8 protein-coding genes are annotated in these 14,291 nt (G+C 51.0%); all 8 read right to left on the bottom strand.

Features of this window, described 5'->3' with window-relative positions; all coding sequences use genetic code 11:
* Positions 1–7: 7 nt before the first annotated feature.
* The 8 genes from P2W84_RS12760 to P2W84_RS12795 all read right to left on the bottom strand — a co-directional run bounded on the left by P2W84_RS12760 (position 8) and on the right by P2W84_RS12795 (position 14,137).
* Positions 8–5,338 (bottom strand): carboxypeptidase regulatory-like domain-containing protein, encoded by a 5,331-nt coding sequence (locus P2W84_RS12760; RefSeq protein ID WP_276090530.1) that lies wholly within the window; start codon positions 5,336–5,338, stop codon positions 8–10.
* A gap of 54 nt (positions 5,339–5,392) precedes the next feature.
* A complete protein-coding gene (locus P2W84_RS12765; protein ID WP_276090531.1) occupies positions 5,393–6,865 on the bottom strand; it encodes a carboxypeptidase-like regulatory domain-containing protein in 1,473 nt (490 codons plus the stop codon).
* A 2-nt stretch (positions 6,866–6,867) separates the two neighbouring features.
* Entirely contained in the window at positions 6,868–7,956 is a 1,089-nt protein-coding gene (locus tag P2W84_RS12770; protein WP_276090532.1) for a FecR domain-containing protein, read from the bottom strand.
* A 73-nt stretch (positions 7,957–8,029) separates the two neighbouring features.
* Positions 8,030–8,605: an RNA polymerase sigma-70 factor gene (locus P2W84_RS12775; protein WP_276090533.1), complete on the bottom strand. Its 576-nt coding sequence runs from the start codon at positions 8,603–8,605 to the stop codon at positions 8,030–8,032.
* 70 nt (positions 8,606–8,675) lie between these two features.
* On the bottom strand, positions 8,676–9,329 hold the full coding sequence (locus P2W84_RS12780; RefSeq protein ID WP_276090534.1) for a DNA/RNA non-specific endonuclease: 654 nt from the start codon (positions 9,327–9,329) through the stop codon (positions 8,676–8,678).
* A 102-nt stretch (positions 9,330–9,431) separates the two neighbouring features.
* Positions 9,432–10,310, bottom strand: coding sequence for an energy transducer TonB (locus P2W84_RS12785; RefSeq protein ID WP_276090535.1), 879 nt, complete (start codon positions 10,308–10,310; stop codon positions 9,432–9,434).
* A gap of 63 nt (positions 10,311–10,373) precedes the next feature.
* Positions 10,374–12,623: a GH92 family glycosyl hydrolase gene (locus P2W84_RS12790; RefSeq protein ID WP_276090536.1), complete on the bottom strand. Its 2,250-nt coding sequence runs from the start codon at positions 12,621–12,623 to the stop codon at positions 10,374–10,376.
* 107 nt (positions 12,624–12,730) lie between these two features.
* The gene (locus P2W84_RS12795) at positions 12,731–14,137 is read right to left on the bottom strand and encodes a sugar MFS transporter (protein WP_276090537.1); all 1,407 of its coding nucleotides are present in this window, start codon (positions 14,135–14,137) and stop codon (positions 12,731–12,733) included.
* Positions 14,138–14,291 lie beyond the last annotated feature (154 nt).

Consider the following 14,291-nt stretch of genomic DNA (forward strand, 5'->3'; position numbering starts at 1 on the left):
GCCTTCGTTAACGCTGGGAAGTGGATGGAGGAACAACTTTGATTTTTTCCTGCAGGCCGCCCGCCCTGCCGTCCATGTCTGCTCCCTGGACGTTCAGCGTATAGGTTCCCCGCTGGTCTGAGGTATAAAAGGAGACTTTTGCTCTACCCTCTGCATCTGTAACCACGTCTGGCTTCCAGTAGATGGTAGCCCGGTTATCAGGCGCAGCCAGGTCTTTATTGGAAGCGGTATACCTGGGGCTGTAAAATTCCGCGGGCTGCATTACAGGCAATGGCCGCAGTGTGGCAAAATCGGGCCTGCTGCTCCTGAACCAGCCCCTTCCGTTTGCCGTCGTGATCTCAACGAATGCAAAAGGCCTGTCCTTCTTGTTGGGACCCATAGCCCTGGTTTCCAGGTAAATATCCATATTTCCTGGATGATATGCAGGAATATACTGGTCGACACCTCCAGGCATCACCCGGGTATACTTCGACCTGATATAGTTCCGGGAGTACATTACCTCCATGCCCTTCATATTCTGGACCGTAAACGATCTGAGCGCATCGATGAGCATCTCAGGTCCCGGTGGCACATTCAGGCTGACCGGCAAGGCTCCGCCGTCAATGCCGACGACAACATGGTAACCGTTCCATAAAATGGTGGGCAGGTTCTCGTCGTAAACTACCTTCAGGCCCGGAAGCTTTTGCTTGAGCAGCTGGTATAAATCGGTAGTCGTTGACTTCTTGATGTCGGCTTCGTCAAAGACCAGATCTGCCCGCCCCGGCCCATTGCGGTTCTCAGAATTTCTAATGATCTTTTTGTCTCTGATCTCCACTTGCTTCAGCGGGATGCCTGCAAGCTTCAGGGCCGCTTCATCTTCCCGGAGCTTTGCATTCCTGACGTAATTCAGCTGGCGGAGACTGGTATTCACGTACCATGGGGATATGGGGTTCATGAGCGACTCGGGAGCCCTGGCCGGGGAAAACTGTTCAACGGTGACCGCTCCGAAGTGCATGGTGCGGCCTTTAGGCGTGCGCGCCTGGATAAAGAAGGACCCTGAATCAATGGGCGGAAGGTTTTCAAAGACATAGCGTCCGGCTGAATCGGTAATGGTGGTATTGATAAATATGGGTTTTTGTGAGGAGATGAGCATCTGCGCACCCGGTACAGGTTTATTGACCACATTGGTTACTGTTCCCCTGATGCGGAGGCTTCTTTCCGGATCGTATTTTAACGGAGAAGGTACCTGGAAGGCCTCCTTCCAGTCGTAACCGGCCCAGCCCTGGGTAAGCATCAGGTTATCCAGTGCCGTTAACCTGCTGGTGTCCCTGCTGTTGAAATAGTAACCGGGTGTCTCGACGGTCCCCTTAATGTCTGAACTGAGCAGCAACCGCGGCAGGATACCATAATTGTCCAGGCTGTCGGGGTTGACCTGGCTGTCATCGGTAACCGCCAGGGAGAAACTGCCCTTTACAGGCTCGCCGTATTTATCTTTGACCATCAGTTCCAGGCTGACACTGTCCCTCTCCAGGTAAGCCGGTTTATTTTTAACGACACTGAACTGTAACTGGTCATGCTGATCGACGAATACCATACGGCGGTTCAGCGGCACCTGGTTCTTCAGCAAGGTAAATTCGGTGATGCCACTGGGGAGGATGTTTTTTGGAACCTGATAAACCAGGTTCCCGGGATTAACCTCAGCGGAATAAGTAACGACACCGCGAGACAGTCCGACGAGTGTCCACACACTGCCGGTATCCGGTAACCCCTCGGTGGCACTGATGCTTACTTCCAGCACCTCGGCTCCTGGTTTTGCGGTCACCTTCATTACCGTGCCCTGCTGCTGTACGGCCGGCAGCGCAAAGGAAGCATCCCTGTCTTCAGATCCGTCCAGCCTGGCGGTATAGGTTTCTCCTGCCAGAGGCGTTAGTTCGAAACTTCCGGCTCCCTTATAAAGGCTCCTGAAGGAGGCGACCGCTTTTTTCCTGCTGTCATAGATTTTTCCAGACACAGCCATGCCCATCCCGTTTTCCGAAACTGCCTTAAAGCCGACCCTGGAAGGCAGACCTGCGACGAGATAACCACCTTCAGGCAGGAACTGCAGGTCTGTTTTCTGGATACGTTCGGGGTATAAAGGGATCACCAGCTGCTGGTTATTATCTGCAGGATGAAGGCTTTTCAGCGATATCCAGAGTTTACGGCCGTCCGTTTTGTCTTTCAGGGGATAGCTGATGCGCAGCCGTCCGTCTGCGCTGGTCTGCAGTTTCTCCTTTTGCAATACACGGTCCCCTTCCATCATGGTAACCGAAACATCCCGGAGCCCTGCAGTGCTTTGATCGGGTCTGCTCAGCACTAATTCTGTTTCCAGCTGGTCACTGACTTCATTCCGGACGATCTCAGACCTTGACTTCACCAGCCAGGTATCGGAGGTCGGAACCCCGAGGTACAATCGCTGGGTAAAAAAATGGCCGGGCCCGAAATTCTGCATCCAGTTCGTATAAGCCCTCAGGGTATATCCGCCCTCATGGAAAACGGAACGTTCGAGCGCGATCTGCGCATAGCCAATGCCTTCTTTGACCGGGATGCTGATCCTGCGGACCGTTTCTGCCGTATCATCATTCAGTTCTACATACAGCAGTCCGCTCTTTCTGGAAGCACCAAGACTGGAGCCATCAAAAAGATAGGCCTTGAACCAGATCGTATCGCCGATGTTATAGTAGGGCTTATCGGTGTGCAGGTAAAGTTTCTCTGCCGGCATACGCTGATGAAGTTCCTGCATCGCCTTTACAGCGGCTTGTGTACCGGCTCCGGGGGCTGGCAACTGTGACTGGGCGGAGAGGTGGTTTCCGGTCACTTCATACCGGTAGACCGCCCTTCCTAGTTCTCCCGCAGCATTGATGCCTTCTACGATGACTTTATACCGGCCAGGCCCGTCAGCGTTGAAATAACTGAAACTGGTGCGGCCATTGGCGTAGGTTTTTACTTTGGGGTTCCAGTAAACGGTACTGCGCAGATCGGGCAATTGCTGACTGATGTTCGGACGGTCGTAACGCGGGCTGTAAAATTCACGTGCATTGTTGAACCCCTTTGGTTTGATGTTGACTGTGCCGGGATTGTATCGGGGTATCCGTGACTTGCGGGTATAAATGAAAACGGCTGGACCGTTTACAATGCTGATCAGCGCCTGGTTATTGGTCAGCACATCGATCCGTACAATATCTTTTGGATCGATGCTGTTTTGGTCATAGATCTCTGCAGCTTCCAGAGCATCAATGCGACGTCCGTTCAGAAAGGTCTGCAAAGGGCTGTTCCTGTAATATGGATAGTTCATAACAGTGGGCTGCGTCATGGGATAAGGCTGAAAAACAACGCTGCCGAGGCGTCCCTGAAGGCAGATGCCGAGTGTGGCGCAAACTTCTGATTCCGGTATCTTATAACTGTAATCGGCATGTCCCTCCGGGATCTGATAGACTCCCTGAGTGCTCATCTGGTCCCGGTCAGCACGTGCTGCCCGGATCCTGACTTCTTTCAGGCGATTTACCCTTCCCTGCTGGCCAAGACGTACCCGCAGTTCATCCTGCTTGTTGCTGTTTTCGAGATAGGTCTTGTTCAGGTATGCTGTACTTTTCAGATAATCCGGCTGATGAGGGTTGACGCTGATGCCCTGCCTGGAAACCTCATCAAGGATAATTTCTACCTTTTTTCCATTCTTTGCGGTCCTTCCCTGAAGGGCAAACTTCAGGCTGTCGCCAAGGACAAGAGGCGCATAGCTGAAACGTCCGTCCGCATCGGTCTTTACCTGCTCCATAAAGCCGGGACTTAAAGACATCAGCGTTACGGTTCCGTTGACCACAGGTTTACCGGACAGGGTCAATACCCTGCCCGATAGCGCTGTGCCGAGAGACTCTGCCCGATAAATGGGATTAGCTTGGGCAGTAGTTATATTTTGAAGGTCCTTCCAGACGAATTTCCGGTATCCCTGGGTAAGCATCAGGTTATCGAGGGCCTTGTCTCTTTCTGCAGAATTTTCGTTGAAATAATAATTCGGCGTTTCGATATAGCCTTTGAGCTCGGAACTGAGCAGCAGGCTGGAAAAAATGCTGGTTTCCGTATTTTCATCGGAAGGAACCTTGTCTTCGTCGATCACGGCTACCGAAAAGTTACCCGCAACCGGGTTGCCCGCCGCATCACTGGCCTGAAGGGTGAGCTCGGCCCTGTCCCGGCTGGCATAGTTCGTTTTGCCTCCGGTAAGCGTGAGCTGCATATGATCGTCATTTTTTATGAAAGTCAGTCTTTCGGCAATAGGCTCGCCACCGTTGCTGAACAGGGTAAACTGTGCAATACCGGAAGGAAAGTCCTTTTTGGGGAGCCAGAACGAATTGATCTGCTTGCTGACCATGAGCTGCGCGGCGTAGATGACCGTACCACTGCTTTGTGCGATGATCCCAAGCGCTTGTGGCGTGCGCTGTTGTGCCCAGTCGGTATTGATGCGTACCAGCAGGCTGTCCGGTGTCATCTGGTAAACCCCGAGCACATATCCCTGATTCTGGGCTGCCGGCAGGACGACGGTTTTTGAAGACCCATCCTCAAAGCCGAGTTTTGCACTGTAGCGTCTTCCGGGTTCAGGCCTGATATTAAAGACCCCCATCCCTGCATACTGGCTTTCAAACTTTCCGAGTTCGGTGCCGTTGTCATCAAATACAGTACCTTTTACCGCTATACCTCTGCCTGTTGTGGCCACAGCCTTAAAGCCGATACGTGTTGCTACGTTATTGACCAGTGTTCCTCCTTCCGGAAAAAACCGGATATCTGCTCCCGAAAGGCTGTCAGGCACAGCGGTTTTACGCTGGACGACGTTTCTTTCCGGGCTTTCCCGGCGATTCGTCTTCTCTGCAGCACCAGACTGAAGATCGAGGGGATCGCCGATCAGCAGGTGCCTGTCGAAAAAGTAATCTTCCCCGGCATTCCGCATCCACTGTGTATAGGCCCTGAGTCGGTAATTTCCGGAAGTGTACCCGTCATCAATGGTAAAATCTCCCATGGCCATACCGCCGGTAACCGGAAGTTTAAGGGAAGATACCAGTGAATCGCGCTCGTTGATGAGTTCCACATACAATGCCCCGCTGAGTTTGGAGGGCTGGTGGCGGCTCCCCACTGTAAGGTAGGCCTTGAACCACAGGGTATCGCCCACCGCATAATAGGGCTTGTCGGTCTGGAGATAGACTTTCTCCTGCGGATTGGCATCCGACCATTTCTGAAGTGCGGCGGCAAGCCTTTCCACAGAGTCTTCTGCCCCGGGCATAAAGGCACAAAAGGCCAGGAATGACAGCAATAGCGGCAGAAGGTGTTTAGTTTTCATTTGAATTAGATGAGAGGTTAAAAAATCGGTGAGTTGTTTATTTCATTTTTTGGATCAGTCGTCTGGTAAACTATAGTCTAGCGGAAGCATATCTCCTACCATCTTGTAGGCCCATATCCCCTCGTAAAGTAAGGCACCAGGATCATTCAGCCCCCCGTTTTCATAAAAACCAACCGACTTGCCCAGCTGGTAGGCTAATGAAACCTGGCTTCTGCCCAGATCTCCGGGCCGCTTGATCCGATATTCCGGATGCCGCATAAAGTCGGCAGTTTCCTTTTCATTCTGATAGACTATGTATAGTGCATCGCTGAACCGCATCATCTTCTGGTGGTCAGATCTCTGGCTCACCAGCGAATCCAGCGACACTTCGCGGCGGACCAGAAGCTCTACCGTATCGGGCAGCTGTTTCTTGCCGAGCCAGTATTTCAGTGAGTCCTTTGCCCTTCTGACTTTTATTCCCTTCCGGAGATTTTCGGAAAACAATTTGATCCTTTTATCGATAAATTCATCTGAAGGCCGTTCCGGGTTGGGTGCCTTGATCATTTTATTGACAAGGAAACCTTCGATTTTGCTGGTATTTCTGTACAATGTGCTGAAGAAATGCTGTGGCGAGCCAGCGTAAGCCAGCCTGCGTTTCTTCTGGTAGCGCCTGCGTCTGGTTTCGTCTTTTTCCATTTCTTCGAAATACGGGTAGCCGTAAAAATGGACATAGCTGGTTTCTTCGTTGTGTTCAAAATATTCCAGCAGGTAATAGACCCGGTAACCGAGCGCATTGTTTTCGATGACCAGGAAATCATCGGCTGTAGCCATGAGGACATGCCTGGAAATATCGTAATCGAAGCGGATCACATCTGGGTTGATGATTTTACATTTACGGGCATTTTCCGAGGTCCCCAGAAAGCTTTCGCGAAAGGTCCTGAGGCGTTCGGCCCGGTGGATGTCTGGTCTGACCACGACTTCACTTAGTTCCTTCACGGACTCGTCCATGACAATGTCCAGATGCAGCGGCTTATTGTTGACCACGATCCCCTGGCTGGCGGGCTGGTATCCCATCATCTGCGCCAGTACGACGTAACTGCCTGAAGAGAGCCCGCTGACCATATATCGTCCTGAATTATCAGCTGAAGCACCCAGTTTGTAATTGCTGATGTAGACTGAAGCGCCAGGTAGCGGGTTGCCCATACGGTCTTTTACGGTGCCCTGCAAAGTGTAGCTGACCGCTGCAGGCCTGAGGGTATCTTTACGGACAACGGTAACCAGTTTGTCGAAGATGGCATACTTCAGCGAAGAACCGGAAAGGGCCGAATCAAGTGCCTGTTCTATACTGGCATTCTTAACATTGATATTGACCGGCTTGACGTACTTCATGGTCTGTTCGTTATAGAGAAAATCATATCCTGACTGTCTTCTGATCTCCTGAAATACGGACTGCAGTGCCGCCTGCTGCTGCCTGAGCGTAATTTTCTGGGCACCGGCGCCGAAGGCGGAGGCGAACAGGCAGAGAAAGATCAGCACTAGGTTTTTCATGTCTATTCAACAGTTAAGGTGTGTCCTTCCAGCTGAAACCTGACCTGGCCTGTCAGTTCCAGCGCCCGCAATACCGTAGATATCGGTTTGGACCGGGAAATAGTACCGCTGAACCTGATGTCCTTATCCATTCCCGCACCCTTGATATCCACATTATACCAGCGGGACAGTTGGCGCAGTATGCTGTCAAAGCGTTCGTTATCAAATATGAAATCGCCATTCTTCCAGGCCACGGATTCGCTGGCATTAACCTTACTGATGACCGGGGCACCTCCGCTTACCGCAGCTTGATGACCGGGCTTGAGTATGCTTTGCCCTTTTTCGTTTGTTACCTTAACTGAGCCCTCAAGCAAGGTAGTGCGGACAGCGTTTTCATCGTTGTAGGAGTTTACGTTAAAATGGGTGCCCAATACTTCGACCTCCTGTTTACTTGTTTTAACGATAAAAGGCCTGGAACGGTCTTTGGCTACTTCAAAATAAGCTTCCCCGATTAGTTTTACAGCACGGTTTTGCATCCCTGAGAAGCTGGTAGGATAAGTGATGGATGAAGCGGAATTGAGCCATACCTTCGAACCATCCGGTAAGACTACCCGGTATTGCTGCCCCCTGACCGTAGACAGTGTATTGACCGTACCGGAACCCGACCATTTTGTACTTGCTGAATAGATAACGGTACCATCGGCAGTTTTGCTGACCAGGGCTCCGGGCTCATCCGCGATCCTTCCGTTCCGGGACAGCCCGAGGTCAATTTTCTTTCCACTGGCCAGCGTAAGGACAGCGGCACTCTTTCCGGGCTGGATATCGGTATCGTAATTCGCATTTTTTAATACAGCAGTTTGCGTACCGGCCATTTTTGGCTGACGCTGCCAGAAAAATACCCCCGCTACGAGCAATAAGGCTGCCGCAGCAGCAGGATACCATAACCGGTAACTTACTGATTTCCGGGAATGACGTCCCTGCATCAGTTGCCTGTAAATCTGACCGGTCTCTGCCTCCAGTTCGGAAGCGCTAAGCTCCGGCAAATCCCGTTGCCGGAAGAAATGCAGCTTGTATTTTTGCGCTCGCTCGTTTTTGTCTTGTTGACCATTCATAGTATCGGGGTTTGCCTTACTACAGATAAAGACAATCTGCCGGCCCCGATTGGGTACAAGGCATTAAAAAAAATTAAGGAAAAAGCATGGCGATGAAAAATACGAGGCCCAACCTGAGCCTGAGGTGCCTCATGGCCCGCTTCAACTGCGTATTGACCGTTCCTTCACTAGTGCCGGTATAGGCAGCGATCTCCTTTGCGGTCATGTACTGTTTGCTTTTCAACTCGTATACCTCACGCATCTTCGGCGGCATTTCCGCGATGGTGCTTTCGATCATGGCCCTGATCTCCTTTTCCCGGATGCGGTAATCTGTCTGCTCCTCTTCAACAGGATTGCCTTCAACTGAAAGTTCAGTATATTTTTCCAGCACCTTCCTGTGTTTAAAGATATTGTAAATGCGGTTGAGCACCGAACGGTAGAGGTAGCCGGAAAGTGTCACCTTAAGATCCATTTCTGCCCTGTTGTTGAGCATCCAGGCAAAAACGTCCTGCACGACATCCCTGGAGTCTTCCTTATTGCCCAGTTTATGGTAGGCATACAGATAAAGCGGTTTGTCGTAGCGCTGGTAAATTTCCCGGAAGGCATGATCGTCGCCGCTTACAAAACGCTTCATCAGTTCAGGTTCGTTACAGGTACTATATTCTGCCATAGGGAAGCAACTCGTTTAGCTAAAGCTAGTTAAAAAACAGCTTCTGTCGCAATTTTTGAAAAGAATTTTGTCAGGGCACCAGCGGATAAGGGAGCTTCGCCTTGAGTCCGGCGAGGGTAAGGCTTTGCACCTGTCCGCTGTCATCGTTGGGAAAAAGCAGGCAATAGAGTATTTCATGCGTAGGCGGGTCGACAACAATTTTATAGCAATAGTCGGGAACACCCACCTGGCTGCCGGGTTTCAGCTTTTTACTGCCGTAGATGCCGCCGGCAATGATAAATATGGCCCTGGCCTGGGACATTTCCCTTAACCTGGTTTCCCATTTCTTCCAGATTCCGCGGTTGAGCCGGACAGTTTGGGGAAAGCAGTTGTAATAACAGAAGGTCTCCTTGTCGAGCGTACAGTCATACGCAAAATCTTCAGCATTGGCGAGATGGCCCTTATCATAACCCGTACCGGCATAATCACTGTCATCTGCCGTTTCCTCGCCGCACTTGCGGAAACTGAAGGACGAACGGTTACAGTCCCCGCCACCTTTCTTCAGCGTATAGGTAACGTATAAAGGGTTCTTTACTTCATAGGAAAAATAAGACTTGTAGATACTCGTCTGGATCACCTTGTCTGCCTGCCTCTGGGCCAGTAAGGAAACGGGGCAGATGACCAGCAGAAAAATCCGGAAGGCCAGGCGCAGGGCCGGGCGGATACTGCTTTGCTTAGGTTCCATGGTTTGCCGGTTTCTTATGGCTAAAGATACCAAAGTAATGCGGCAATCCAAGTAATTTTTTACCGGACTGCCGCTGCTGGTTATCTATTGCCTGAAGCCGTCTCAAATTGAAATAGAGAAGGAAATGGGCATGTGGAAACGTACGCGTACATTCCTGCCGTTCTGGACACCTGGCTTCCATTTCGGCGACCTCAGGATCACCCTTATGGCCTCCTCATCCAATGACTTGTGAATGCCCCGTTCTATCTGAACATTGGAAACCGAGCCATCCCGTTCCACGACAAAACTGACAAACACCTTTCCCTGCAGGTTAATTTCCTGTGCCTCGGAAGGATAGCGCAGGTTTCTCTGCAGATACCTTGCCCAGCCTTTCTGCCCGCCTTCAAACTCGGGGAAGGCCTGGATGTTGCCGCTCATTTCCATGATCTCCTCTCCGCTGCCGTTCCCGCTTTGCCCCGCACCAGTACCGGAGCCCAGGCTGCCGTTTCCTGTACCTTCGGCAGGCACAGATACCAGGTTTGTGGCCTCACCATCCTGGGTCACCGGACCCACCGCAGCATTTTCCAGTTGCGCCAATGTAGGGGGTTCGGTCTCGACCGGTGTGCTGACCACTTTCGGGCTGGAAGGAAGCGCTACCGTCTTTATTTTCTTTTTCACAGGTGCAGGATCGGGAACCTCGGGCTTTTTCTCTTCCGCTTTCGTAGGTTCTGTCTTCTGCTGCTCCACACGGGGCGCCATTTCCACAATGATCTCCCTTTCCGGTGAGGCAAGAGACACTACCTGTTCGTCCCCGCGAATCCATTTCCGGATCATCGGCGCCGCGAACACCAACACAAAAAGGGGTGCGGCGATGAACAAGGCCCGCAGGGTATTGCCTGCCGACTGCAGCCTGAGCGCATAGGCTCCATAAGCTTTGTTTCTGTCTTTGAATACAAGATTGAGCCACGCTCTCTTGTACAGGTCTGTGGTTGTGTTTAGCATAGTATTCAGGTGTTGATTGATCATATGATGCCATCAATACCCGAATTCCATAAGCTGAATGGTTTATGGTCTGGTCTCGTTTAACATCCATTGCTCATTGACCAGCGGGCTCATGACACCACTTGGGGGCTGGTCTGCCGGACTGGCGCCCCATTCCTTATTCGGCCTTGGCCCCATCACCAGGTTCAGTGTACCGCCGTTTTGCAGTTCTTTATGTCTGAACCAGGCTTTGTTCAGCGGTTTTCCATTCAGCATAGCCCCCTGGATATACAGGTTCCCTGCACTGTTCTTCGGTGCGTTGATGCTAAATACTTTTCCATCAGGCAGGTTTATGCGCACTTTCGTGAATACGGGACTGCCGATATTGTACATGGGGAGCCCCGGTGTTACGGGGAAAAAGCCCATCATCGAAAAAACTACGAAAGCCGACATGCCCCCGCCGTCTTCGTCACCGGGGATGCCAAAATAATTATCGGTATACCAGGTATCGAGCAGCATACGGATGCGCTTCTGTGCTTTCCAGGGCGAGCCGGTATAGTTATAGATATAGGGAATGTGAAAGCTCGGCTCGTTTCCCATTACAAACTGTCCTACCAGTCCGGATGCATCTGGCTGGGTCTTCCAGAAATGGAATTTAGCCGTACCCAGGTCTTCGCGGAATAACTGGTCAAGTTTGGCCTCGGCAGCCTGCCTCCCGCCCATCAGCCTGATGAGCCCCTGAAGATCGTGCTTAACTACCCAGTTATAGGTATAGGCATTGTTTTCGGTAAAAAATTCCCGCCCCGCCGCTTTGGGGTCCATGTTGTCTATCCAGTTGCCCTGCTTGTCTTTTGCCCACATAAAGCCTTTGTCTGCACGGTAGACATTTTTGTAATGGTACGCCCGGTTCAGGAAAAGTCGCTGCTCTTCCACCGGTTTCCGGAACCACTTGCCCAATTGCCCGATGGCCCAGTCGCTGTAGCTGTTTTCCAGCGTAACCGAAACGGCCTGGCGTTTTTCCCATACGTTCTCTACCTGTGGAACCGTCTCTGCTTCTCCATAGGGTAAGCCTGGCATATAGCCATGCGCATTGTAGAAAGAATCCAGCACCGTAGCGGGGCCATTGTTCCAGGGAAGCAATGTTCCCTCCAGTGAATTTTTCCGCAGGCCTGCATAAGCCGCTTCCTTATCGGCGATGGGGATGCCCTTAAGATAAGCGTCCAGTATCCAGGTGGCGGCATGGTTACCGGTCATGGCCGGCCAGTCGCCAAATACCAGCGCAAATGAGGGCATCCAGCCCCCCTGTTTATACATATCTACATAGGAATTGATCTTGTCGGCCTCTTTTTTTGGATTAAGTATGGTGTGGAGCGGCTCCAGGGCAATGTAATTGTCCCATATCCAGTTGTCTACATAAAACGGCTTGTCGCTTTTATGTACCTGGTGATCAAAGCCGCTATAGTATTGCCCGTATTCACTGATATCTACCATCCGTTCGTAACACCGGTACAAGGCCGTATAAAAAACGCGCCTCTGCGCAGGTGTCCCACCCTCCACATTGATCTGGGACATCACTTTATTCCATTCGTGGTATGCCTTGTTTTTCACCGCGTTAAAATCACCGCCCGGAATTTCCCTGCCCAGATTGGCCTTTGCCTGTTCTACAGATATATAAGAAATGGCATAACGCATGCTGACCTGTTCAGGTACTTTGACCAGCACCTGCCTTTTACCGGCGCCCTCACGGTAAACTGCGCCCTGTTGCGCTGCACTGAGTTCGGCATAAAAAAAGGCTTTCATGCCACGGAATACCTCAGTTCCGCTAATGCTGCTGCCATCCGTATTGATCTCGCCCCCCTCATTCAATATGCCCAGCCGGAGATAGTGTGGCCCGCTTCCCTTAAAGCTGATTTTAAAGACTCCTGACTTTGCACCAGGTGAGAATTCAGTAATGGTCCCATTGTCGCCGAGTTCAGACCGGTAATAATAAGGGGTCAGCACCTCATGGTCGTAGACCTCCTTTCTGTCCCACAATCCTGAAGGATCACCACTGACCGGCAGAAAGCTGAACAGCGAGAAGACACGGTGAGCGGCTACCGTCAGCGGAAAATAGGCCACCTGGTCATCGAGGGCATCTTTGCGTACCGGATAGACACGGACCATCTGGTTGGGAAGCTGTACCGTTGGCCTGGTAGGTTCCAGGATCAGCCCCACCCCGCCGATGGACGGGTCTACATCATTTAAATTGGAAACCCTGGTTCCGGGAGACTGGGCAAATACCGGCGCACTGAGCAACGTGCAGGCCAGTAAAAGAAGCATAGGTTTAATGGACATGGTTCTGGTTACATTTGGTTCATCATGCCGGGGGGCACAATAAACCAAATGTAAACAAAACAACTTGTATATACAAGAACTTATAGATGTCTGTCATCGCGCGGCGATCAGTGCCCGCCGCTAACTTGCTCTGCCTTTACATTACCAAGCTTGGCTGAGCAATAAAAGCCAAAGAAAGCAATGTACAGGTAGCACAGTACAGGTACAAAGAAGGAATGCTGGATACCGAAACTATCGGCAAGCGCACCTTGTACAAGCGGCAGCAATGCGCCGCCAAGTATGGCCATAACCAACAGCGAAGAGCCCTGGCTGGTGTATTTACCCAGGCCATGGATCGACAAGGTAAAGATATTAGACCACATGATGGAATTGAACAAACCGATGCCCAGGATAGTCCACATGGAAGTAGAACCCGTGGAGAAAATGGTAAACAGCACGAGGCCTGCCGAGATCAGTGCGAAGATGGACAGGGTACGTGCAGGTGCTGCCTTACCGATAAAGAAGCCAAGCAGGTTGATACCGATAAAGATCAGGAAGGTAGAGATCTGCGCAAAGTTCAGGTCAACGATGAAAAAGATCAGCAGGAATACTGCAATGGCAGTCACGACCATCAGTAACGCTTTCCTGCCACCCGGCAGCTCCTGGTTCAGGGAAATAGACCCGAGGAAACGTCCGATCATGGCACCACCCCAGTAAAGGGCAAGGTAATTTTTGCTGACCGCCTCTGGCAGGCCCATAATTTCCGGAAGCGCCAGGAAGTTGATGATAAAACTGCCGATACATACTTCTCCGCCTACATAAAAGAAAATGGCCAGGATGCCCAGCTTAAGCTGTGGAAACTGCAATGCACCCAGACCACGCTCGGCAGACTCTTCGGAACGGAAATCCGGAAGCTTGATCCGCCAGAGCAAAAAGGCCAGCAGCAAAAAGATACCGGTAAATATAATATAAGGTACTTCCGTAGCAGCGGCAGTGATCTCGCCGTTGACTGCAAAAAATTCAAAGATCAGGTATCCGCCGATGATCGGCGCAATGGTGGTGCCCAGTGAGTTGAAAGCCTGGGCAAGGTTCAGACGGCTGGAAGCGCCTTCCGGTTTACCCAGAAGGGATACATAAGGGTTGGCAGCGATCTGCAGCAAGGTAAAACCCAGACCCATAATGAACAGTGCGCTCAGGAAAAGTCCGTATACGGAATACCTGGCTGCAGGGAAAAACAGGAAACAGCCGACAGACGCAACGATCAGTCCGAGCAGCATGCCGTTTTTGTAGCCGATCTTGTTAATGGGATCCCCTTTGAAGTAAGAGATCACAAAGTAGAGCAGCGAACCGATGAAATAAGCGCCGAAAAACGCAAACTGTACCAGCATAGACTGCAGGTAGCTGAGCTGGAACAGCTCTTTCAGATGTGGGATAAGTACATCGTTCATACAGGTTAGAAAACCCCACATGAAGAATAAAGTGGTGAGACTGACAAAGGGGATGGTATAACCCTTGTTTTCTGAAGTATTGCTCATATTAGTTTATAGAAGGTTGTAATATTAAAAGGTTTTAGCAAATATGGCAAAATAGCGCGGAATTGCAAAAATCATTGAAATGTCCTTTTCGGTGCAAATCGGAACAAAGACAGCAAAAAACTTCATAAAAAACTTGAATTTTTAACTTCACTTA

Origin of the sequence: Pedobacter sp. JY14-1 (assembly GCF_029269825.1) — a bacterium.
GTDB lineage: Bacteria > Bacteroidota > Bacteroidia > Sphingobacteriales > Sphingobacteriaceae > Pedobacter.

Coding starts and splice junctions, on each gene's coding strand:
- P2W84_RS12760 (WP_276090530.1), bottom strand. CDS start 5,338: ATGAAAACTAAACACCTTCTGCCGCTATTGCTGTCATTCCTGGCCTTT.
- P2W84_RS12775 (WP_276090533.1), bottom strand. CDS start 8,605: ATGGCAGAATATAGTACCTGTAACGAACCTGAACTGATGAAGCGTTTT.
- P2W84_RS12795 (WP_276090537.1), bottom strand. CDS start 14,137: ATGAGCAATACTTCAGAAAACAAGGGTTATACCATCCCCTTTGTCAGT.
- P2W84_RS12790 (WP_276090536.1), bottom strand. CDS start 12,623: ATGTCCATTAAACCTATGCTTCTTTTACTGGCCTGCACGTTGCTCAGT.
- P2W84_RS12785 (WP_276090535.1), bottom strand. CDS start 10,310: ATGCTAAACACAACCACAGACCTGTACAAGAGAGCGTGGCTCAATCTT.
- P2W84_RS12765 (WP_276090531.1), bottom strand. CDS start 6,865: ATGAAAAACCTAGTGCTGATCTTTCTCTGCCTGTTCGCCTCCGCCTTC.
- P2W84_RS12770 (WP_276090532.1), bottom strand. CDS start 7,956: ATGAATGGTCAACAAGACAAAAACGAGCGAGCGCAAAAATACAAGCTG.
- P2W84_RS12780 (WP_276090534.1), bottom strand. CDS start 9,329: ATGGAACCTAAGCAAAGCAGTATCCGCCCGGCCCTGCGCCTGGCCTTC.